This is a genomic window from Nocardia sp. NPDC051750 (assembly GCF_044453135.1).
Classification (GTDB): Bacteria; Actinomycetota; Actinomycetes; order Mycobacteriales; family Mycobacteriaceae; genus Nocardia.
This window is the reverse complement of record NZ_JBITCK010000007.1, coordinates 594,041-615,284: the sequence shown is the minus strand read 5'-3', so window position 1 is coordinate 615,284 and position 21,244 is coordinate 594,041. Positions and strand designations below refer to the sequence as shown.

The 21,244-nt window shown below is 67.7% G+C and carries 18 protein-coding genes; 14 read left to right on the top strand and 4 right to left on the bottom strand.

What is annotated here, in order from left to right; translation table 11 throughout:
- Positions 1 to 15 precede the first annotated feature (15 nt).
- The 6 genes from ACIA75_RS30685 (at position 16) to ACIA75_RS30660 (ending at position 5,572) form a co-directional block, all read left to right on the top strand.
- Positions 16 to 891: a mechanosensitive ion channel family protein gene (locus tag ACIA75_RS30685; RefSeq protein ID WP_397110182.1), complete on the top strand. Its 876-nt coding sequence runs from the start codon at positions 16 to 18 to the stop codon at positions 889 to 891.
- A complete protein-coding gene (locus tag ACIA75_RS30680; RefSeq protein WP_397110180.1) occupies positions 878 to 1,054 on the top strand; it encodes a hypothetical protein in 177 nt (58 codons plus the stop codon). Before ACIA75_RS30685 ends, ACIA75_RS30680 begins: the two co-directional genes overlap by 14 nt.
- Before the next feature lie 56 nt (positions 1,055 to 1,110).
- Positions 1,111 to 1,800 carry a cell division ATP-binding protein FtsE gene (gene ftsE / locus ACIA75_RS30675; protein WP_397110178.1) on the top strand — a complete coding sequence of 230 codons (690 nt, stop codon included), beginning with the start codon at positions 1,111 to 1,113 and terminating at the stop codon, positions 1,798 to 1,800.
- Positions 1,800 to 2,705: a permease-like cell division protein FtsX gene (gene ftsX, locus ACIA75_RS30670; RefSeq protein WP_397110176.1), complete on the top strand. Its 906-nt coding sequence runs from the start codon at positions 1,800 to 1,802 to the stop codon at positions 2,703 to 2,705. The genes ftsE and ftsX overlap by 1 nt, the downstream gene beginning before the upstream one ends.
- A 191-nt stretch (positions 2,706 to 2,896) precedes the next feature.
- Complete coding sequence (locus ACIA75_RS30665) at positions 2,897 to 4,306, top strand: acyl-CoA dehydrogenase family protein (RefSeq protein WP_397110174.1); 1,410 nt, start codon at positions 2,897 to 2,899, stop codon at positions 4,304 to 4,306.
- 39 nt (positions 4,307 to 4,345) lie between these two features.
- A complete protein-coding gene (locus ACIA75_RS30660) occupies positions 4,346 to 5,572 on the top strand; it encodes an acyl-CoA dehydrogenase family protein (protein ID WP_397110172.1) in 1,227 nt (408 codons plus the stop codon).
- A gap of 193 nt (positions 5,573 to 5,765) precedes the next feature.
- Here ACIA75_RS30660 and ACIA75_RS30655 read toward each other — a convergent pair whose 3' ends face one another.
- Entirely contained in the window at positions 5,766 to 7,121 is a 1,356-nt protein-coding gene (locus ACIA75_RS30655) for a DUF1254 domain-containing protein (RefSeq protein ID WP_397110170.1), read from the bottom strand.
- Positions 7,122 to 7,642: 521 nt separating this feature from the next.
- Between ACIA75_RS30655 and ACIA75_RS30650 the strand changes: the two genes are divergently transcribed.
- The 5 genes from ACIA75_RS30650 to ACIA75_RS30630 all read left to right on the top strand — a co-directional run bounded on the left by ACIA75_RS30650 (position 7,643) and on the right by ACIA75_RS30630 (position 14,219).
- Positions 7,643 to 8,278, top strand: a complete 636-nt coding sequence (locus ACIA75_RS30650) for a hypothetical protein (RefSeq protein ID WP_397110168.1) — start codon at positions 7,643 to 7,645, stop codon at positions 8,276 to 8,278.
- Positions 8,279 to 8,487: 209 nt separating this feature from the next.
- Positions 8,488 to 10,107, top strand: a complete 1,620-nt coding sequence (locus tag ACIA75_RS30645; protein ID WP_397110166.1) for an acyl-CoA synthetase — start codon at positions 8,488 to 8,490, stop codon at positions 10,105 to 10,107.
- A 173-nt stretch (positions 10,108 to 10,280) separates the two neighbouring features.
- Positions 10,281 to 11,927, top strand: a complete 1,647-nt coding sequence (locus ACIA75_RS30640; RefSeq protein WP_397110164.1) for an acyl-CoA synthetase — start codon at positions 10,281 to 10,283, stop codon at positions 11,925 to 11,927.
- A gap of 130 nt (positions 11,928 to 12,057) precedes the next feature.
- Positions 12,058 to 12,621 carry a hypothetical protein gene (locus tag ACIA75_RS30635; RefSeq protein ID WP_397110162.1) on the top strand — a complete coding sequence of 188 codons (564 nt, stop codon included), beginning with the start codon at positions 12,058 to 12,060 and terminating at the stop codon, positions 12,619 to 12,621.
- 152 nt (positions 12,622 to 12,773) lie between these two features.
- Positions 12,774 to 14,219, top strand: coding sequence for a PepSY-associated TM helix domain-containing protein (locus ACIA75_RS30630; protein WP_397110160.1), 1,446 nt, complete (start codon positions 12,774 to 12,776; stop codon positions 14,217 to 14,219).
- Between the two features lie 165 nt (positions 14,220 to 14,384).
- On the opposite strand, the gene galK is transcribed toward ACIA75_RS30630, so the two are convergent.
- A complete protein-coding gene (gene galK / locus ACIA75_RS30625) occupies positions 14,385 to 15,530 on the bottom strand; it encodes a galactokinase (protein ID WP_397110158.1) in 1,146 nt (381 codons plus the stop codon).
- Positions 15,531 to 15,914: 384 nt separating this feature from the next.
- On the opposite strand from galK, the gene ACIA75_RS30620 reads away from it, so the two are divergent.
- Entirely contained in the window at positions 15,915 to 17,342 is a 1,428-nt protein-coding gene (locus ACIA75_RS30620) for a diguanylate cyclase (RefSeq protein WP_397110156.1), read from the top strand.
- Positions 17,343 to 17,352: 10 nt separating this feature from the next.
- Here the strand turns inward: ACIA75_RS30620 and ACIA75_RS30615 are convergent, their stop codons facing one another.
- Complete coding sequence (locus ACIA75_RS30615; protein ID WP_397110154.1) at positions 17,353 to 18,102, bottom strand: DUF6319 family protein; 750 nt, start codon at positions 18,100 to 18,102, stop codon at positions 17,353 to 17,355.
- 159 nt (positions 18,103 to 18,261) lie between these two features.
- On the opposite strand from ACIA75_RS30615, the gene ACIA75_RS30610 reads away from it, so the two are divergent.
- Both ACIA75_RS30610 and ACIA75_RS30605 read left to right on the top strand, forming a co-directional pair.
- On the top strand, positions 18,262 to 19,071 hold the full coding sequence (locus tag ACIA75_RS30610) for a nuclear transport factor 2 family protein (RefSeq protein ID WP_397110152.1): 810 nt from the start codon (positions 18,262 to 18,264) through the stop codon (positions 19,069 to 19,071).
- Positions 19,072 to 19,273: 202 nt separating this feature from the next.
- Positions 19,274 to 20,275, top strand: a complete 1,002-nt coding sequence (locus ACIA75_RS30605; protein ID WP_397110150.1) for a diiron oxygenase — start codon at positions 19,274 to 19,276, stop codon at positions 20,273 to 20,275.
- A 40-nt stretch (positions 20,276 to 20,315) separates the two neighbouring features.
- On the opposite strand, the gene ACIA75_RS30600 is transcribed toward ACIA75_RS30605, so the two are convergent.
- Positions 20,316 to 21,044, bottom strand: a complete 729-nt coding sequence (locus ACIA75_RS30600) for a TetR/AcrR family transcriptional regulator (RefSeq protein ID WP_397110148.1) — start codon at positions 21,042 to 21,044, stop codon at positions 20,316 to 20,318.
- Positions 21,045 to 21,244: the final 200 nt, after the last annotated feature.

The window sequence follows — 21,244 nt, the reverse complement described above, 5'->3', positions numbered from 1 at the left end:
GGAGCAGGTGGTCCGATGCGTGCGGAGGGGGCCGATACCCTCGCCTTGTCCCTGACGCTGTCCGCCGATGTGACCGGCTGGCTGCGATCGTCCGGTCTGGAGATCGTGCTGCTGGTCCTCGGGGCCATGCTGTTCGCCCGGTTCGCCACCTATCTACGCGACCGGGTGACCCAGCGGATCGATTCCGGGTTCCGCGGCGGTGACGCACTCGTGCGGTCCGAGGAGGCCAAACACCGGCACGCGCTGGCTCAGGTGCTGACCTGGGTCGTGCTGACGGTCGCGTATGTGCTGGTCTCGATGGAAGTGCTGCAGCGGCTCGGGTTCTCCATGTCGGGGCTCGTCGCCCCCGCCGCGGTGCTGGGCGCCGCGCTCGGTTTCGGCGCCCAGCGCATCGTGCAGGACATTCTGGCCGGGTTCTTCCTGATCACCGAGCGCCAGTACGGTTTCGGCGATGTGGTGCGGATCGCGGTGACCGGTGTCGCCGACCCGGCCGAGGGCACCGTGGAGGATGTGACGCTGCGCGTCACGAAACTGCGCAACCCGGACGGCGAGGTGATCACCGTCCCGAACGGCCAGATCGTGAAAGTCACCAATCTGTCGAAGGATTGGGCGCGCGCGGCGATCGATGTCCCGGTCGCGGCGAGCGCCGATATCCTGCGGATCAACGAGGTACTGCACGAGGTCGGCGGGCAGGCCTACCGCGATCCCCGGCTCGAACCGCTGCTGCTGGACGAACCGACGGTGATGGGTGTGGAGGATCTGACCGTGGACCAGATGAACATCCGGATGGTGGCCCGGACGCTACCGGGCAAACAGTTCGAGGTGAGCCGGGAGTTGCGGGTCCGGGTGGCCGCCGCGATGCGCCGGGAGGGTTTGCATGCGCGCACGTAGGTCGACGCTGATCCTGGCCGGCAGCTGGCTCGCGACCTTCGTCCTCTACCTGTTCGTCAAACCGGACGACGATATCGCCCAGCGCCGGCCCGCTCCCATGCCCACCGTCGCCCCGGCCCACCCGGGTCAGGCGTCCCCGGCAATAGCCGTGCGCGTCCCGTAGCAGGCCCGATACGGCCGACCGACAGCTTCGTTATCGAATGGTTACACTGACTTCTCGTGATCACCCTGCGCAACGTCAGCAAGTCGTATCCGACCGCTACCCGACCGGCGCTGGAAAACCTCACCCTCCACATCGACAAGGGCGAATTCGTCTTCCTCATCGGTCCGTCGGGTTCCGGCAAATCGACGTTCATGCGCATGCTGATCAAGGAGGAGATCCCGACCGCGGGCGAGATATATGTCGCGGATGTCCGCGTGGACGGACTCCCGGGACGGCGGGTACCGCGGCTCCGGCAGCGCGTCGGCTGCGTTTTCCAGGATTTCCGGCTGCTGCAGCAGCGCACCGTCGCACAGAATGTCGCTTTCGCGCTGGAGGTGATCGGTAAGCGGCGGCAGTTCATCGAGCGGACGGTGCCCGAAGTGCTGGAACTGGTCGGGCTCGGCGGGAAGGCCGACCGACTGCCCAGCGAACTGTCCGGCGGCGAACAGCAGCGGGTCGCCATCGCCCGCGCGTTCGTGAACCGCCCGCTGGTTCTGCTGGCCGACGAACCCACCGGCAACCTCGACCCCGAGACGAGTTACGAAATCATGCTGTTGCTCGAACACATCAACCGGATGGGCACCACCGTGCTCATGGCCACCCACGACCCTCTCATCGTGGACGGGATGCAACGGCGGGTGGTGGAACTCTACGAGGGCCGGCTGGTCCGCGACGAGGCGACCGGCGGTTACGAGGTGCGCCGCTAATGCGCTTGGGATTCCTGTTCGGCGAGGTCTCCGAGGGCCTACGCCGCAACGTCACCATGACCATCGCGATGATCCTGACCACCGCGGTATCGCTGACCATGCTGGGCGGCGGCCTGCTGGCGGTCCGGATCGCCGACAAGACCGAGCAGTACTTCATGGACCGGCTCGAGGTCCGCCTCTACCTGACCGAGGATGTCTCCGCGACGGACCCGGACTGCGCGAACGACCCCTGCCGCACGCTGACGGCGGATCTGAAATCCGTCGACGGGGTGGAGAGTGTGCAGTACCTCAACCGCGACGCCGCGGTGCGGGAGGCCAAGGAGAAGACCTTCAAGGACCAGCCCGAGCTGGCCGAATACGTGAGCGAGACCCCGCTCCCGGCCTCGCTGCGGGTCAAGATGACCGATGCGTCGCTGTACCCGACCATCTACGAACAGTTCTACGACCGTCCCGGCGTCGGCATGGTGCGCAATGACAAGGACATCGTGGACCGGCTGGTCAGCCTGTTCGACGGATTGCGGAACGCGGCGTTCGGTATGGCGCTGCTGCAGGCCGTGGCGGCGTTGTTGCTGATCGCGAACATGGTCCAGATCGCGGCCTTCACCCGCCGCACCGAGGTGCACATCATGCGCCTCGTCGGGGCGACCCGCTGGTATACCCAGTTGCCGTTCCTGCTGGAGGCCGTCGTCGCCGCGCTGGCCGGTGGCCTGCTCGCCACCATCGGCCTGGTCCTGGCCCGGCCCCTGGTCATCGACAGCGCCCTGGGTGACCTGTTCGCGAGCAATGTCTTCCCGCGGATCACCTACGACGACATCTTCACCACCGCGCTGATGGTGGTGCCGGTGGGCGTGGCGTTCGCCGGACTCACCGCCTACGCCACGCTGCGCTGGTACGTCCGGGAGTAACAGCCCGACCGGTTGAGCCTCGTCGACCGCCCGCCCCGGATCTCGGGGCGGGCGGTTCGGCCGTTCGGCCCGCGGCGTATCCGCTCACCAGGACGAAATCGCGACTCGACGCCGTTCTTACTCCGCAGTAAGATAGCCTTACTCCGCAGTAAGAAGCTGGGGCCAGACCCTCACCCCGCGCGAGAAAACAGGTGATGATGAGCATTCGAGACAGCGCTACCAAGCGGCGTCCGGACCACGGCGTCCGCCAGGAGAACGGGGTGGGCCTGCACCAACCCAAACGGGATTGGATGGGCGCCGCCATGCGGGTCATGTCGACGATCACCGGCTCGGAACTCGCCGAAAAGTACAACCTGCGCAAACAGATCGACCGGGTCACCTACGAGAGCACCAAAACCGGATTCCGGACCCTGGGTGCCGCGACCCGCGCGTTCAACAAGGTCGCCGGGGGCGGCGCGCCCAAACGCCTACCCGACAACGAGTCGAAGACCAAGGACTACTTCGATCTCACACCCACCGACGAACAGCAGATGATCGTCGAAACCGTGCGTGAGTTCGCGGCCGAGATCCTGCGCCCGGCCGCGCACGACGCCGACGAGGCCGCGGCCGCGCCGAAGGACCTGCTGGGCCGCGCCGCGGAGCTGGGCATCACCTTGATCAATGTGCCCGAGGAACTCGAGGGCGCGGCCACCGAACGCGGGGCCGCCACCAATGTGATGGTGGCCGAGGCCCTCGCGCACGGCGATATGGGTCTGGCCCTGCCGCTGCTGGCGCCCAGCGGTGTCGCGGTCGCGCTGTCCCAGTGGGGCACCGACGCCCAGCAGCAGACCTATCTGCCCGCGTTCACCGGCGAGAATGTGCCGCAGGCGTCCGTGGTGATCAGCGAGCCGCGCGCGCTGTTCGATCCGTTCACCCTGCAGACCAAGGCCGTCCGCTCCCCCAGCGGCTACCGGCTCAACGGGGTGAAGAGCCTGGTCCCGGCCGCGGCCGATGCCGAGATCTTCGTGGTCGGCGCCGAACTCGACGGCCGCCCGGCGCTGTTCATCGTCGAATCCGATGCCAAGGGCCTGTCGGTGGAAGCCGATCCGAGCATGGGCCTGCGCGCGGCCGGTCTGGGCCGGCTGGTCCTGGACGATGTGGCCGTCGGCACCGACGCGATCCTCGGCGAAGGCGACGCGAAGCAGCATGCCGCCGACTACCGCGACGCGGTCCAGCTGGCCCGCCTGGGCTGGGCGGCGCTGGCCGCCGGCACCGGTCAGGCCGTGCTCGACTATGTGATCCCGTACGTCAACGAACGGGAAGCGTTCGGCGAGCCGGTCAGCCATCGGCAGGCGGTCGCCTTCATGGTCGCCGATATCGCCATCGAACTCGACGGCCTGCGGCTCGTCACCCTGCGCGGTGCCGCCCGCGCCGAACAGGGCCTGACCTTCGCCCGCGAGGCCGCCCTGGCCAAGAAGCTGGCGACAGACAAGGGAATGCGGTTCGGCCTGGACGGCGTGCAGCTGCTCGGTGGCCACGGGTTCACCAAGGAACACCCGGTCGAACGCTGGTACCGCGACCTGCGCGGCATCGGCATCGCCGAAGGCATCGTGCTGGTGTAGTTCCCGGCCGCGGATTCATACCTTCCCAGGAGACTTCTCATGATCAATCTCGAACTTCCCAAGAAGCTGCGGGCCAGCGCCAATCAGGCGCATCAGGTGGCCGCGCAGATCTTCCGGCCCATCTCCCGCAAATACGATCTCGCCGAGCACGAGTACCCGGTGGAGCTCGACACCATGGCCGCCATGGTGGACGGTCTCAGTGACTCGGGCACCCAGAAGATCAGCGGCGCGGCCGGCGGCCGGTCGGACGAGGCCGAGGCGGCGCCCACCCCCGATACCGTCCCCAACGCCAACGGCGGCAATATGTCCGCCCTGCTCAATGCCCTGGAAACCTCCTGGGGCGATGTCGGGCTGATGCTTTCCATCCCGTATCAGGGTCTGGGCAATGCGGCGATTGCCGCGGTCGCCACCGATGAGCAGCTGGAACGCTTCGGCAAGGTGTGGGCCTCCATGGCCATCACCGAACCGAGCTTCGGCTCCGATTCCGCCGCCGTCACCACCACCGCCGTCCTGGACGGCGACGAATGGGTGCTCAACGGCGAGAAGATCTTCGTCACCGCCGGTGAACGCTCCACCCATATCGTGGTCTGGGCCTCGGTGGACCGCAGCCTCGGTCGCGCGGCCATCAAATCGTTCGTGGTCCCGCGCGACGCTCCCGGCCTGTCGGTGGCCCGGCTCGAGCACAAGCTCGGGATCAAGGCCTCCGATACCGCGGTGCTGCTGCTGCAGGACTGCCGGATCCCGAAGGACAATATCCTCGGCAGTCCGGAAGTGAACGTGGAAAAGGGTTTCGCCGGGGTCATGCAGACCTTCGACAACACCCGCCCGATGGTCGCCGCGATGGCGATCGGCGTCACCCGGGCCGCGCTGGAGGAACTGCGCACCATCCTCACCGGCGCGGGGATCGAGATCTCCTACGACACCCCGGCGAACAGTCAACATGCCGCGGCGGCCGAATTCCTGCGGATGGAGGCCGATTACGAGTCCGCCTACCTGCTGGCGCTGCGCGCGGCCTGGATGGCCGACAACAAGAAGCCGAATTCGCTCGAGGCCTCGATGTCGAAGGCGAAGGCGGGCCGCACCGGCACCGATGTGACCCTCAAGTCCGTCGAGCTGAGCGGCGCCCTCGGCTACTCCCAGCGGCTGCTGCTGGAGAAGTGGGGTCGCGATTCCAAGATCCTGGATATCTTCGAGGGCACCCAGCAGATCCAGCAGCTCATCGTCGCCCGCCGGGTCCTGAACAAGACCAGCGCCGAGTTGAAGTAAGCAGGTCAGACACGTAAACCGGTGTGGTCCGCAGAGGGGATCACACCGGTTTCGTGCTCTCGACGGGGAGCGTTCGTCGCCCTCATCAGCTCTCGTGCCGCCGGTAGGCCGTCATCGGAGGGAAGCTCCCATATGGTGGCAGCATCGTCGACGGCCTGGCGCCGTCCGCCCGGTCTGCGCCCGACTGCACGTGTCATCTGAGCACGGGGGGCGGTTCCCAGGTTCCGTCGAGGATGCTCTGCTCGGGCCAGTAGGCACGCAGGAAGAGGGCGAACTCGTCGTCGGGTGCGGGCAGCCAATTGTCGAGCAGATGCTGTTCGGTGGGACCGGTTCCCCCGACTGTCAGAGTGAGGGAGCCGTCGTCCCCGTAGGACAGGTCCTGATTCTTGGTGCCCAGCGAGTAGCGGTCCAGTTCGTGGGGATGGAAGAAATGGTGCTTGTTGTAGACCGTGAGCGACCAGAACCCGCGCACCGGCGGTAGACGACCGGCCGGGAACCGCACCGTATAGGTGTTCGTACCGTGCAGGCGCTTACCTGTGGCATCGAGATCCTGGTAGTAGTAGGCGGTTTCGTTGACGGTGTTGACGAAGATATTCGACTTGCCGATCGCGGTGCGCGACAGATAGTCGGTGCCGAAAGCCGCCCCGTTGCGCTGGGTCGTCCAGTTGTGGGCCACCGGGATGCCGATATTGCGGAATTCGAACAGTTCGGTGACCACGGCATCTGCTTCCTGCGCCGTCTGCCTTAATGCCTCGGCGACGTCCTCGTCGTGCTCAGCAGCGGCCAGCAGCGACCGGAACCAGTCGTACAGGGCCTCCTCGCCGGGCCTGGGCGGCACCTCGTCGAGGACTTCGCCGAGGGCGGCGAAGTACGTCTCCGGGTCCACCCACTGTGTTTCCCCCTGGTCACCGGTCGCGGCGTCACCGCCGAAGGACGGCGCGTGCGTCCAGTCGAAAACCTTCGCCGCGCCGTCGAACTCCGTCAGCGGATACATCCCGATCCGGTCGACCAGCGGGCCGATCTCCGCCCGATCGGCAGCGGTGTCGTCGAGGAATACACGCGGTATCACGACACCTGAGCGCGTGTCGTAGCGGAACACGCCGGTGATCCCGGCGGGCACATCACCGTCCCAGGACTCGTGCGCAAGCAGATAGAACCCGGGCGGTGTCCCGTACATCTTGCCGATCCGGACGAAGGAATCGGTGCGCTGATCGACCACCTGATACACCCAGAACCGGTCACCGAAATCGGGTACCTGCACCACCGAGGGTCCGCGTTCGGCGTCCAGGACACCGAAGCCGTAGACGACGTCCTGGTTCGGGCAGGCGACCACCCGTTCTTCCGGCCGGATGTAGTCGCGCAGCATCCCGAGGGTTCCCGGCGGCCCGGCCGGCACGATCCCCGCCAGTAACCCCGGCGCGGGCAGTTGCTCCATGAACACGCGCCGGTTGTGCATATTCACCAGCGGCCAGCCCCAGAGATAGGCGGCGCGGCCCACCGCCCGCGCATAGTCCGGTGTCATCATCTGATCGGCGAAACCACTGGACATCGGCGGCTCCCTCGCTGGCGGTCTCCGGTGACGGTCCGGGCCGACGATAGGCGCCCGGCGCACCCCGCTGCCTCATCCGAACTGGGTGAACCACCCGATTCCCGGCGTCTCGCCCTCCGGAAACCGGCCGAAACTATCAGGGAACCCTCGGCCGCGGCGCGGTTCTGTGGCCGCCGGTGTTCCCTGGAGCCGGCCGACGCCGGCGCGTGGTCGCGATCCGGATGCCGGACTACCCGGGCACCGAGGCAGTACGACAGTGCACGCCCATCCCGGCCGGCAGACGTCCGGGGCCCGGACCGGACGGGCTGAACCCGAGATTCGATGCCCGGCCCCCGCGCGGCGTTCTGGACAGGGTGCCGACCGGGTGACATGTTGGTGACGACCGATTTTCCGGTTGTTCGGCCGGCCGGGTTCGTACCCGCTCGACGCCCGGACCCGCCGGTACGTGTTCCACCATCTCCACCCCGCTGACCCGCCCCGGGCGACGTACCCCGGACAACGTATCTGCAAGGAGACTGGTTATGCGCACAATGGGCTTCGCCCGTCGGCTCCTCACCGCGCTGGCCGCGACGGCCGCGGCCACCACGCTGTTCACCGGACATGCCACCGCCGAGCCCGCACAGGTCGACTGGGTCTCGGCGACCCAGCAACTGCGCGCGGCCGCCACCGGCAACCCCGGCGCCGAGCGCGCCGTCGATACGCTGCTCGGCGACCCGCGGGTCGCCGACGCCGCGCGGGAGACCGCCTTGCCCGCGCAGCCGTTCCAGATTCCGGCCGAATCCAACGTCGGCCGTGGCGGCGGGCCGGGTATGTACGGGTCGGGCGTGGCGCTGAATATCGATGGTTTCCGGTTCGCCTTCTTCGGCGGCCCCGGCACCATCGCCCCCAATCAGACCGGGGCACGGCTGGACGTGGTCTGGCTGAATCTGTCCAACGGCCGCAGCGGGATGGAACCGCTCACCGAACATCTCGACATCATCGCCGACACCACCATTCGCACCCGGGTGATCGATCCCGGCCCCGGAATGGTCGTGGCCGCGGTATACGGCACCCTGTGGCATCGGTGGCCGGTTCCGGTGAGCCCGGAGCATCCCGATGGGTTCCAGTACGTGCGCGGCGAGATCACGTTCCCCTCGCTGGGCTCGATCTACAACTGAGCCGGTCGGCACAGCTCAGCGAAGGGGCACGCGTCGAATATTCGACGCGTGCCCCTTCGACAGGAGGTGGGAGCCACCGCGGCGGTGTCGTTTTTGTCCGGTGCGTACGTTGTGAGCAGACGCACTTTCACTGCTACGGTGAGCCCCGATATGCCGTTCGGAATCGCTAGGTCGAGTGCCGACGCGAGAATCTGTGGAGGTGTTCGAGGGTGAACCTGGCGCATGTGCTGGAGACTGTCAAGGCATACGGGCTGCTGCAGTCCAGTGGATTCATCGATCTGAAGAATCCGGGGGAAACCCTGCGGACACTGAAAGATTCCAAGACCTACATTCCGCAGGCCACACTGATCATGCATTCCGCCCGGATCGCACCGGAGGCGCCGGGTCTCGTCGACGAGCGCGGGCAGCTGACCTATCGCGAGCTCGACGAGCAGAGCACCAAGATCGCCAACGGCCTGCGCAAGGCCGGCCTCACCGAGGGCACCGTCATCGGCATCCTGGCCCGCGACCACCGCGGCCTGATCCTGTCCATGGCCGCCGCCGGCAAACTCGGCGTGAAGATCGCCCTGATGAACACCGGTTTCGCCAAACCACAGTTCGCCGAGGTCTGCGAACGGGAAAAGGTCAAGGCCGTCCTGCACGACAGCGAATTCCTGGGCCTGCTCGACGCCCTGCCGGCCGAGATGCCGCGATTCCTGACCTGGATCGACGAGGGCACCGAACTGCCCGAAGGCGCGAAGAGCCTCGACGACCTGATCGGTGAGAACGGTCTCGACGCACTGCCGGTCCCCAGCAAACCGGGCGGTTTCATCATCCTGACCAGCGGCACCACCGGCCTGCCCAAGGGCGCGCCCCGCGAGAAGGCGACCCCGGTGGCCACCGCGCAGTTCCTGGATCGGATGCCGTTCCCCAAGCGCGGCACCGTGGTCATCGTGTCGCCGATCTTCCACAGCACCGGCCTGGGCACCTGGCTGGTCAGTACCGGATTGACCAACAAGATCGTCATGCGCCGCCGGTTCGACGCCGAGGCCACCCTGAAGATGGTCTCCGACCACAAGGCCGAACTGCTCGTCGCGGTGCCGACCATGCTGCACCGCATGGTGGAACTGCCCGAGGAGGTCCGGGCGAAGTACGACACGTCCTCGCTGAAGGGGATCGTGCTGGCCGGATCGGCGCTCTCGCCGGAGCTCAGCATCCGCGCCGCCGAGGTCTTCGGACCCGTCGTCCACAACCTCTACGGTTCCACCGAGGTCGCCATCGCCACCGTGGCGCAGCCGGCCGATCTGGCCAAGGCTCCCGGTACCGTCGGCCGGCCCCCGCTGACCTGTGATGTGCGGTTGTACGACGACAACGACAAGCAGGTCACCGGCAGCGACGTCACCGGCCGGATCTTCGTGCGCAGCGGCGCCCCCTTCGAGGGCTACACCGACGGCCGGCACAAGCAGATCATCGACGGCTATATGTCCAGCGGCGATGTCGGCCATTTCACCGCGGACGGCCTGCTCATGGTCGACGGCCGCGACGACGACATGATCGTCTCCGGCGGTGAGAACGTCTTCCCGCAGGAGGTCGAGAACCTGCTCCTCGAACGCGAGGACATCTTCGATGCCGCCGTGGTCGGCGTCGATGATGTCGAGTTCGGCAAACGGCTGCGCGCGTTCGTCGTCCCCGAACCGGGCCACACTCCGACCGAGGACGAGATCAAGACCTACGTGAAAGAGAACCTGGCCCGATACAAGGTTCCTCGTGAAGTCGTCTTCCTCGACGATCTGCCGCGCAACCCGACCGGCAAACTGCTGCGCCGCGTCCTGGTGGAATACGAGGCCTGACAACACCTTCGGGCACCGAAACCGGGACATCCCACAAGGATGGACCCGGTTTCATTACTGTCCGAGACAATGTCGGCGCGCCGGCGGGCAGGGTTGCTAGGGTTGGCACAGCACTGGAGCTCGAAGAGGTAGACCGCCGGTCCCGGCGGTTACGCCGCGGAAGGTTGTCGCCGATGACACTATCGCTGCCCGGACCCGTTCGCAGGGCCGGCGATATCGCACTGGCCGTGAACGTGATGCGCAAACGCGGCCTGTTCGATCCGCTGCGGCTCGATCATGCGGCCCGGTCGATGATCAACGCGGGCAAGTACGGCCCGTTCGCCGGGGTGGTGATGCACGCCGCGTCGACCCGGCCCGACTCCCCCGCCATCGTCGACGAGAAAGGCGAACTCACCTTCCGCGAACTCGACGAACAGTCGAATGCCTTCGCCCGCGGACTCGTCGAGCGCGAGCTGCGGGCCGGCGATGTGGTGGCCATCCTGGCCCGCGACCATCGCGGCATGGTCCTGAGCATGCTCACCGCCGGCAAGCTGGGCCTGCGCGCGGTGCTGATGAACACCGGGTTCGCCAAACCCCAGTTCGCCGATGTGGCCGAACGCGAGAAGGTCAAGGCCGTCCTGCACGACAGCGAATTCTTCGACCTGATGAGCGCGATCCCGGCGACGATCCCGCGCATCCTGACCTGGGTCGACGACGGCGATAATGCCGACCCGTCGGTTCCGACGGTCGAATCGGTATCCGCCGGCCGGTCCACCGCGGCACTCGCCGCGCCCCGCACACCCGGCGGGATGGTCATCCTGACCAGCGGCACCACCGGCACCCCGAAGGGCGCCCCCCGCGACAAGGTGAGCCCCTTCATCTCAGCGCAGTTCATCGACCGGGTGCCGCTGCCCAGCAACGGCACCATGGTGATGGCGGCACCGATCTTCCACGGCACCGGACTGTCCCAGTTCAGCCTGGGCCTGGGCCTGGGCAACCGGGTGATCTTCCAGCAGCGGCGCTTCGACCCCGAACTCACCCTGGCCAATATCGAGCGCTACCGGGCGGATTCGCTGATCGTGGTGCCGACCATGCTGCAGCGCATCCTCGACCAGCCGCGCGAAATACTGGACCGCTACGACGTGTCCTCACTGCGGGTGATCTTCGCGGCCGGTTCGGCGATCCCGCCGGATGTGGTAACACGCACCGGCGAGTACTTCGGCGATGTGCTCTACAACCTCTACGGTTCCACCGAATGCGCGGTGATCACCGTCGCCACCCCACAGGAACTGCGGGCGGAACCGACCACGGCGGGCCGGCCCCCGGTCGGGGTGCGGATCGCGTTGTACGACGAGAACCGCACCCGGATCACCCGGCCCGGCGTCACCGGCACGATCTTCATCGACAACCCGCACGCCTTCAAGGGCTACACCGACGGCCGCACCAAGGAAAAGGTCGACGGGCTGATGTCCACCGGCGATGTCGGGCACCTGGACCGGAACGGTCTGCTGTTCATCGACGGCCGCGACGACGACATGATCGTCTCGGGCGGGGAGAACGTCTTCCCGCAGGAGGTCGAACACCTCATCGCCAACCGCCCCGACGTCCTCGAGGCCGCGGTGGTCGGCGTGGACGATCGCGAGTACGGCAAACGATTGCGCGCCGTGGTGGTCCCGGGCCCCGATTCGGCACGGGACCCGCAGGAGATCAAGGACTACGTCAAGGCGAATCTCGCCCGCTACAAGGTCCCCCGCGAAGTGATCTTCCTCGACGAACTCCCCCGCAATGCCACCGGCAAACTGCTCCGCAAACCGTTGACGGAACTGGACACCGGTAAATAGCCCCGGCCGCCAGGCTTCACAGTCCGGCCCACCTGGCCACCCGCGCGACAAGCCCATCGCCGGCCTTTCCGGACTGCACCGCACATCACCTTCACGAACCGCGCGCCGAAAACACAGATATCATCACCCGGTGCATATCAGGTTCGGCTCCACCCGTCCGGTGGACCATCGGGACGCCGCCCGCGTCCGCGGTGCCGTAGCCGGCCTGATCTCGGGCACCGTCGCGGTGGCCGCGCACGGCTGGGCCGCGCCCACCGCGGTGCCGGACAGTACGGCGATCATGCTGCTCGGTGCGACCTCCGCTGTCCTGGGTGCCCTGGTCGCCGGGTTGCGTCCACTGCGCACCGGCGCCGCCGGGCTCACTGCCGCCTTGGCTGCCGGTCAGTTGCTGGGCCATATCTGTCTCGGCTGGGGCTCCGGCCACCTCCATCACGGTGACCTGCAACTGACGCCCGCGATGATCGCGGCGCACATTTCGGCCGCCTGGGCAGCCGGTCTGCTGGTTCGGGGTGCCGAAGCCGCCTACCGAGGCGCCGCGGCAGCGCTCGCACGGGTGATCCCGCTGCTACCCCGGATACCTGCGGTCGCCGGACCGGTATCGCTGCGGATCGCACACAGGGACCGAGCGATACCGCGCATCATCGTCGTTGCTTCCGGCGGTACCCGGGCCCCACCTGTCGCCCTCCTGGCCTGATTTCCCTTCCGGCTGCGGTCCTCGCGCACTGTCGCGCCCTGTTCCGCGCCGGATTCCCACCCACCTCGGCAGCCCCTTCAGCGGACGCCGAGGTCTGCGCGTAGCCGCACTCTGCCGGCTGCGCCGAGCCAGCACAGGACGTAGGTAGAACCTTGAGCACCACCGAGGTCGCCGCGGCGCAGGAAACTGCTGCCCCGGTGACGAACACATCCGTGCCGGGTAAGGGCGCATTCCGTGCGCTCGCGCTCCGGCTGCACTTCTACGCCGGCCTCTTCGTCGGCCCGTTTCTCTTGATCGCGGCGTTGACCGGCGCGCTCTATGCCGTCTCCCCGACCATCGAATCCTTCGTCGACCGGGATCTGCTGTACACGCAGTCCCAGGGACCGGAGCGCCCCCTGTCCGAGCAGGTGGCCGCGGGAGTGGCGGTCCGGCCGGATCTCACACCGGTCGCGGTCGCTCCGGCCCCGGCACCGGGCGAAACGACCCGCGTTCTCTTCAGTGAACCCGGCCTCGGGGAATCCGACCGCCGGGCGGTCTTCGTCGATCCGGTCACCGCGCAGCCGGTCGGTGACTCGGTGGTGTACGGAAGTTCCGGGGCGCTGCCGCTGCGCGCCTGGATCTCGCAGGCCCACCGGCATCTGCACCTGGGTGAACCGGGCCGGCTGTATTCCGAACTGGCCGCCTCGTGGCTGTGGCTGATCGCCCTGGCCGGGCTGGTGCTGTGGGTGCGCCGGGTGCGGGCCCACCGGCAGCGCAATTCGGCGGCATGGCTCTTCGCACCCAACCTCACACAGAATGCGCGGGAGCGCCGGCTGAACTGGCACGGCGCGGTGGGCGTGTGGATCCTGCCCGTAGTGCTCCTGCTGTCGGCGACCGGGCTCACCTGGTCGACCTACGCCGGCGCCAATATCGAACAGTTACGCGAGAAGCTCAGCTGGACTACTCCGGCGGTCGAAACAGCCCTGCCGAATGCCGGGGCTCCGGCACATTCGGACCATGCCGGCCATCACGGCGGACCCGCGGCCACGCACACCGTCTCCGCGGACCGGATCCGGCAACTGGACGCGGTGTACGCGGCCGCCCGCGAGGCCGGCGTCACGCAGCCCGCCGAGATCACGATCCCGGCCGACGACGCCACCGCCTTTTCGGTCAAGGAACGGCGGGCATCCGGGACTCTCACCGTCGACGCGGTCGCGGTGGACGGGAGCAACGGCGCTGTCACCGACCGGTTGCCCTATTCCGAGTGGTCACTCATGGCCAAACTCGCGAACTGGGGTATCCAGCTGCATATGGGCCTGATGTTCGGGCTGCTCAACCAACTGCTGCTCCTGGCGGCCATGGCCGGACTCGGCACCGTGATCGTGCGCGGCTACCTGATGTGGTGGCGCCGCCGGCCGGTCGGTGCCGGAACCTGGCTCGCCGCGGGCCGGCCACCGCGGCGCGGCGCCCTGCGCCGATCGGCGAAACTCGCGATACCGACGCTGGCGGTCGCGGCGCTGATCGGCTGGTTCGCACCGGTCTTCGGCCTGAGCCTGCTCGCCTTCGTGCTGCTGGACATCGTCCTGGGTCAGGCCCGGCGACTCCGGGCAGCCACCTGATCCCACCCGAACGACCCACGCCGGGGCCGGCGACATGCTCCGGCCGGCCCCGCCCCGGCCCTACCTCCGAACAACGGTGCCGCCCGGCACCAACGACCGGTCCGGCCACACGGCACCAACGCGCCCGCAGCGTCTTCAGCGACCGGGCCGGTCGCCGGACGATAGTCACGCAACCGGCCCGGCTCCCGGAGCCGCGATCGCCTCGAAGGTCCGGGAGCGGGGAAAACCCATATCGGCGAGACGTTGTCGTACCGCCTCCTCGACCTGCCCCGCATCCGTGGTATCGACCAGCGCGATGATGCTGCCCCCGAATCCGCCTCCCACCATCCGCGACCCGTGGGCACCGGTTTCCTGTGCCGTATCCACGGCCGCGTCCAGTACCTCGGTGGATACCTCGAAATCGTTGCGCAGGGAGGCATGACCGGCACTCAGCAGTGGCCCGATCGCCCGTGGATCCTTGCCCTCGCGGAGCAATCCGGCGACTTCGCGCACCCGATCGTTCTCACTCACCACATGGTGTGCGCGCCGGTAGAGCACGGGGTCGGACAGCGCGGACAGTTCGTCGACGCTGCCGATATCTCGGAGCGAGGCCACACCGAGGGCGGTGGCGGCAGCGGCGCATTCGGCCCGGCGAGCGCCGTAGCCGCCGGCCGCGTGCTCATGGGTTTGCCCGGTATCGATGACCAGCAGGCGCAGGCCGGCCCCCGCCAGATCGAACGGGATCTGGTCGAAACCACCGGTTTCCGAACTCTGGAAAGCGCGGACATCCAGGAAGAGCGCATGTCCGGCGGTACACAGGATGGAGGCGGAGTGGTCGAGAATCCCGGTGGGGGCGCCCACGTAGTCGTTCTCGGCGGCCCGGGCGATATCGATCAGCTCCCGATCGCCGACTCCCGGCGCACACAGGTCCCGGACCGCCACCGCGGTGGCGCAGCACAGCGCCGCCGAGGAGGACAGGCCGGCGCCGGCCGGCACCGCGCCGTCGAACTCGAGTTCCAGCCCTTCGATCCGGTGCCCGCGGCGCCGGAACTCGGCGAGGACCCCGAGCGGGTACCGGGCCCAGCCAGGTACCCGCTCACGCTCGGCGGCCAGGGCCGCGGCCGGTAGTCGCACCGGTTCGCCCGGGCGCTGCCGGGAATCGACCCGGACGAGCTCGTCGGCGTGCCGGGCACCCTGGCAGGTGACGACCAGGGGTATCGCGATCGGCAGGACGAATCCGTCGTTGTAATCGGTGTGCTCGCCGATCAGGTTGACCCGGCCGGGCGCCGACCAGGCGCCGCTCGTATCGGTCCGCTCCGCGTGTGCTGTCACCGGACCACCGTACGAGCCCGGACCGGCCCCGGCGGATGCGCCGCCCCGGTACAAAACACCCGTTACGACGTTGTTGCGCCAAGACAGCGACAAATTCGGCCACTGCATGTCATCATCGGATCAATGGTCCAGTTTGGTGGCCGAACGCCCTGGCGCTCGGCTCGGACATCCCCTCGTACAGGAAGACTCGGTTTCGTCAGCCGCCGCTCGTTGGGCAGGTAGAGCACGACAGACAAGGATTTTCCGACCTGAAACGCGGCTCGATCTCACCGGGAATGGAGCGACCGACAAGGGGGGCTGATGATCATCAGCGATCCACAGCGTGCAGGACGGTACGGTTTTCGCGGGATAGGTTGCTGGGCAGTTCTTTCGGTGGCCGCGGGTTTGCCCATCACGATCGCCCTGGTCGTCGAGTCCCGGCTGCTGTCGTTGCTCGTGGCCGTTTCGCTCGCACTGGGTACCGCGGTAGCGATCGGTATCGGTGTCCGGCGGCACCGGCCGGCCGCACCGTGGCCGTGGTATCTGGTGGCGGCGGCGACCGTCCCGTTCGCCCTCGGCACCGTGGTGCGCGAACTGACGCCCGCCGTGTCCACCCCTCTCGACGAGATGTGCACCCTCACCGGCTATGTCGCCAGCGCGCTGGCGGCGGTGCTGTGGTTGCGGCCCCGCCGGGCCCGCGCGCATCCGGATATCCTGCTGGATTCGGGGTTGATCGGCCTCGGTGCGCTCCTGGCTTCCTGGATTTTCCTCATCGCGCCGGTTCTGCACTCCGGCGATGCCATGAATACGCTGACCGCTGTTGTTTTCCCGGTCTTCGATGCCCTGATGCTCACCCTGCTCGCCCATTCGCTGGCCACCTCCAGCCGTTCGGAAACCTCGCTGTGGCTCCTGCATCTCGGTGTGGCGGGCACCTTGCTGACCGATATCGGCTTCCGGCTGGCCGCCGCCGGTGCGGTGTCGGTGGATCCGGATGTGTTGCTGCTGCCGTTGCTCGGCGCCTATCTCGCGGTGGGCGCCGCGGCGCTGCACCCCACCATGTCGGCGCTGAGTACCCCGCGGGCTATCCGGCTGCACCATTCGCGCCAGCGGGCCAGCGTGATCGCGGTGGCACTGGTGGTTTCGTCGCTCGTCCCGGTGGCTCGAGCGCCGCTGCACCCGCTCGACCAGGTGATCGTCTCGATTGTGCTGGCACTGCTGCTGATCGGGCTGTTGATCCGCAGCGAGCGCGCCATCGGCCGCAGCGCGCGCAGCGAACGGCGCGCGCAGTACCAGGCCGACCATGATCCGCTCACCGGGCTGCTGAACCGTTCCGCGCTGCTCCGCGTCCTGCACCGCGACCACCGCGACTGGGCGGAACGCTCGCTGTGCCTGCTGTTCATCGACCTGGACGAGTTCAAGGCGATCAACGACAGTTACGGCCACACCGTCGGTGACGAATTGATCGCCGAGGCGGCGGGCCGGATCCGCGCCGCCGTGCGCCGCGACGATGTGGTGGCCCGGTACGGCGGTGACGAATTCATCGTGCTGGCGCCGCTGGACCGCGACGAGGCGACCACGATGGCCGAGCGCCTGCTGGGGATCTTCATGAAACCGTTCCTGCTCAGTATCGGCGAGGTGCCGCTCACCGCGAGTATCGGGCTGGCCTGCGGCGGGCCCCGCGAGATCGACGCCACCGTCGACGACCTCATCCGCGATGCGGACGCGGCCATGTACCTGGCCAAGCGCCGCGGATTCGGCTACATGTTCCACGACGCCATGCGGCATACCCCCGCGGAACCGATCGGCTGGAAGCCGCGGGAGACGGCCGTCTGAGCGAGCCGGCTCAGTCCGTGAGCTCCTCCAGCAGTTTGCGGGCCTGCTCCAATTCGGCCTGCAACTGCTGGACTTTGGCTTCCTGTGCGCCGCGCACCGACTCGAGCAGGCCCTCCACCACCTCGGCCACTTCGGGATGCAACAGTTTCGCCGCCTGGGCCACCGCCGGCCCCCCGACCGGGAGGGCACGCCCGGCGCGTTTCTTGCCGCTGGTCACATCGACGGTCCACTCCCCTTCGGCAGTGCCGTTAATGGTGACCGTGACCTCCGGCAACTTGGCCTTGCGGGCGGCCGGCGCCTTGGCTGCCTTGGCCGGAGCGGCCGTTCGTGGCGCCGTCGCCGGTTTCGCTTCGGCGACGGTCTTGTTCGCGGTGGCGGCCGAGGAATCGGGAGCCGGTTTCTTGTCCACGGCGGTGGGCGCGGGCTGGGACGCGGCGGTGGGCACGGGCGCTTCCTTCTGGTCGAGTGCGGATTTCGGCGCGGAGGCCGGCCGATCACGCGGTGGTTTGGTCAGTGTCACCTCGGTGGGCCCGAAGGACAGTACATCCTTGGAGCCGGTCGGGCGGATCTGCAGGAAATCGCCGTCGGCCGGATCACCGAGCGAGACGACCTTGCCGGAACGCCCCTCGGTGACCCCTACCGCGACGGCGGTGAACCACACCATCGGCGGACGTCCCGCCTCGATCTCGCTGGCGATCTGGTCGAGGTCGTTGTCGGACAGGGGTTTCGGCTTCGCGTTCGATGGTGTTCGCGACGGCATGGCGCACTCCGGGCAATCTCACTGTTTCGTCGAATAACTGCGTGCACAGATGATGCCGCACGGCACCGACATCTTCACACGCAGGCAGGGTGATACCTTCCGACGCCGATAGAACGTGTTCTATTATGGCCGCAATCCGGACACCCCCGAGGAGGCATCGTGCCGCTGGACCCGACCGCCACCGAGCTGCGGGATGCCGTACTGGCCTCCCCACGCGCGGTGGCCGCGCACGACCGGGCCGCCTGGGTCGGGCTATTCGCCCGCGACGCCGTGGTCAACGACCCGGTCGGCTCCGCCCCCCACACCGGGCACGACGCGATCACCTCGTTCTACGAGACCTTCATCGCCCCCAACGACATCGTCTTCGATGTGGCGCACGATTTCGCCGGACCCGCGACCGTACTGCGCGACCTCACCATCACCATCACCATGTCGACGGGCGCCCGGGTCCACGTCCCCATGCATCTGCGCTACGAGCTCACCGAGGAAAACGGCGCACTCCGTATCGAACATCTGGCGGCCTACTGGGAGCTGCTGCCGATGATCGGCCGGCTCATGGGAACCGGAATCGCGGGCCTCCGCGCCGGCACCCGCCTGGGCGGCCTGCTGCTGCGCAACCAGGGCGTGCGCGGGCTCACCGGTATGGCCCAGGCCTGTACGGGCATCGGGCGGACCGGTAAGCAGATCGCACATCGACTGTGCACGGCCGCGGCCGCGGGCGATACGACGACCGTGAACGAACTGGCCGGTGGCCCCGGCACCGTGCGGTTGTGGTCGGGGGAATCCGTCACACCCGCGGAACTCACGGCACGAGCGCGCGGCCTGCGTCAGGGGAAGACACTGGCGGCGGGCCGATCGGTCACGGTCAGCGGCGTTACCCCGGACGGTCCGGTGCTACTGATATTCGAATTCCAACCGGCTGCCCCCCGGATCGAAACAATCCGCGCATACACCGACACCGTGGGCTGACTCGGCAGCTCCGCCGGTTCCCACACCGGCACCGTCACCGCAGAACCGGTACCGAGTTCCCGGCCCGGCAATCGAGCGGCGCACCATCCCCCATGCTCAGAGCACGATTCTGCAGCTATCCGACGCCCGGCTATTTACTGAGACGCTGAGTCCCGGTAAATTTCCGTAGAGAGACATATGCCATATGCACGAGGAGGCACCGATGACGCCGTCGACTCTGCCGCGGACTCCGAAGCTGGACGCCCGGTACCGCGAGATGCTGGAAACGCTGTCCGAGGGCTCGGTGCACCGCCGGTTCGACCCCTATCTCGATATCGATTGGGACGCACCCGAATTTGCCCTCGACCCCGACGACCCCCGGTGGATCCTCTCCCCCGAGTACGACCCACTCGGGGCCACCCGCTGGTACCGGGAACTGCCGACCGAGAAACAGATCGAAATCGGCCGCTGGCGAGTCGCCAACGCCATCAAGGTGGGCGCGGCCTTCGAAACCGTGCTGATCCGCGGCATGATGCAGTACATCGCGAAACTCCCCAACGGTTCACCGGAGTTCCGCTACTGCCTGCACGAGATGACCGAAGAGTGCAATCACATCCAGATGTTCCAGGAGCTGGTGAACCGGATCGGCGACGACGTGCCGGGAATGCGGCCCATTTTCCGGGCGCTCTCCCCGTTCATCGGCGTAGCGGGCGGTTACGCCCATGTCATCCTGTTCCTCGGCATCCTGGGTGGTGAGGAACCGATCGACCACTATCAGAAGGCGATGATCCGCAACGGCGCCGATCTGCCACCGCTGGTGGTGCGGGCGATGGAGATCCATATCGCCGAGGAGGCCCGGCACATATCCTTCGCGGGCGAATTCCTGCGCGCGCATATCGCGAAACTCGATCCGATCTCGACCGCGCTGTGCGGGATCTCCTTTCCGCTCGCACTGCGCTGGCTGGCCGGGGAGATCATGGCACCGCCGCCGGAGTTCGCGCGCCGGTTCGATATCCCCCGCGCGGTCATCAAGGAGGCGTTCTGGCGCAGCCCGCACGCCCGCGGGATCCTGTCCGGCTACTTCGGCGATATGCGCACCCTCGCCGATGAGCTCGGGCTGATGAATCCGGTCACGACCCGGCTGTGGCGGGCGCTGGGTATCGACGGCGACCGGTCGCGCTACCGCAGCGAACCAGAACGCCGGATCCGGCCCGCAGTGGCCTGATGCGGTGAGCCGGACCGGCCGACGATGTCCGGTCCGGCGCTCACCCGGCGCCGGCCAGGTCGGCGACCACATCCGAAAGCTCTCGGTCGGGATCCACCGTAATCCCGACCGCGCGGGCGGCGCCGTCGAGCACATACCAGGCATAGCCGGCCAGATCATCGACCATTTCGGCCCGGGTACGACTGGGCCGGGGATCGGCAACCCAGGCAGCGAGAACCCCTTCGACCATGGTGACCACGGCGAAGGGCACGGGCTCCAGCGCCGCCGCATCGACTCCCACGATCTCACCGATCGCCTCGATCAGCTCACCCGACCGCGCCGATATCCGGCTCTTCAGGCTGCTGATCGCGTCGACCGCATCCGGGCCACCGGCCGGTGGCCCGGTACGCGCGAAGGCCGCCAGATTGGGATGGTCCCCCATCCAGTCCGCCACCGCCCGGACCGTGCGAGTGATGATCTCGCGGACCGAGCCCGCGGAGACATCGAGTTGCGCATCCAGAACGGCCCCGAGATCGTCGATCAGATACGACCGGATCCGCCGGTCCAAGTCTTCGCGACCACTGAACTGCCGGTACACGACCGATTTGGCCACCCCGGCCCGCTTCGCGATCTGAACCACCGGAATATCCGCGCCGAGCGGCTTCTCCTCGAGCAGTTCGACCGCGGCCCGCAGGATCGTGCGCTGCCGTTCGGTGTTGTGCTGCTCCCAGCGCGCCTCGTAGCCATTGACCGCCCCCTGGGTCCGCGACCGCGGCGAAGCCACCGACATGCCTGGCAGTGTACCCAGCAGGGTCGGCCCGTCGTCGGCGACCGAGAAACCACGCGACCCGTCGCCCGCGGGCGCGCCGCGGCCACTTCTTAACTGCGATTTCATCTGCTCCGCGTCCGTGCACCGGCAAATGAAAGAACATTTACGCATACATTAATGGCGGATTTCCCGCGCACATCCCGTAATACCCTCGGCATATT

Excerpts from the sequence above, each read along its gene's own strand:
- ACIA75_RS30685 (WP_397110182.1), top strand. The coding sequence starts at position 16 with ATGCGTGCGGAGGGGGCCGATACCCTCGCCTTGTCCCTGACGCTGTCC.
- ACIA75_RS30680 (WP_397110180.1), top strand. The coding sequence starts at position 878 with ATGCGCGCACGTAGGTCGACGCTGATCCTGGCCGGCAGCTGGCTCGCG.
- ftsX (WP_397110176.1), top strand. The coding sequence starts at position 1,800 with ATGCGCTTGGGATTCCTGTTCGGCGAGGTCTCCGAGGGCCTACGCCGC.
- ACIA75_RS30660 (WP_397110172.1), top strand. The coding sequence starts at position 4,346 with ATGATCAATCTCGAACTTCCCAAGAAGCTGCGGGCCAGCGCCAATCAG.
- ACIA75_RS30655 (WP_397110170.1), bottom strand. The coding sequence starts at position 7,121 with ATGTCCAGTGGTTTCGCCGATCAGATGATGACACCGGACTATGCGCGG.
- ACIA75_RS30650 (WP_397110168.1), top strand. The coding sequence starts at position 7,643 with ATGCGCACAATGGGCTTCGCCCGTCGGCTCCTCACCGCGCTGGCCGCG.
- ACIA75_RS30640 (WP_397110164.1), top strand. The coding sequence starts at position 10,281 with ATGACACTATCGCTGCCCGGACCCGTTCGCAGGGCCGGCGATATCGCA.
- ACIA75_RS30615 (WP_397110154.1), bottom strand. The coding sequence starts at position 18,102 with ATGCCGTCGCGAACACCATCGAACGCGAAGCCGAAACCCCTGTCCGAC.
- ACIA75_RS30605 (WP_397110150.1), top strand. The coding sequence starts at position 19,274 with ATGACGCCGTCGACTCTGCCGCGGACTCCGAAGCTGGACGCCCGGTAC.
- ACIA75_RS30600 (WP_397110148.1), bottom strand. The coding sequence starts at position 21,044 with ATGTCGGTGGCTTCGCCGCGGTCGCGGACCCAGGGGGCGGTCAATGGC.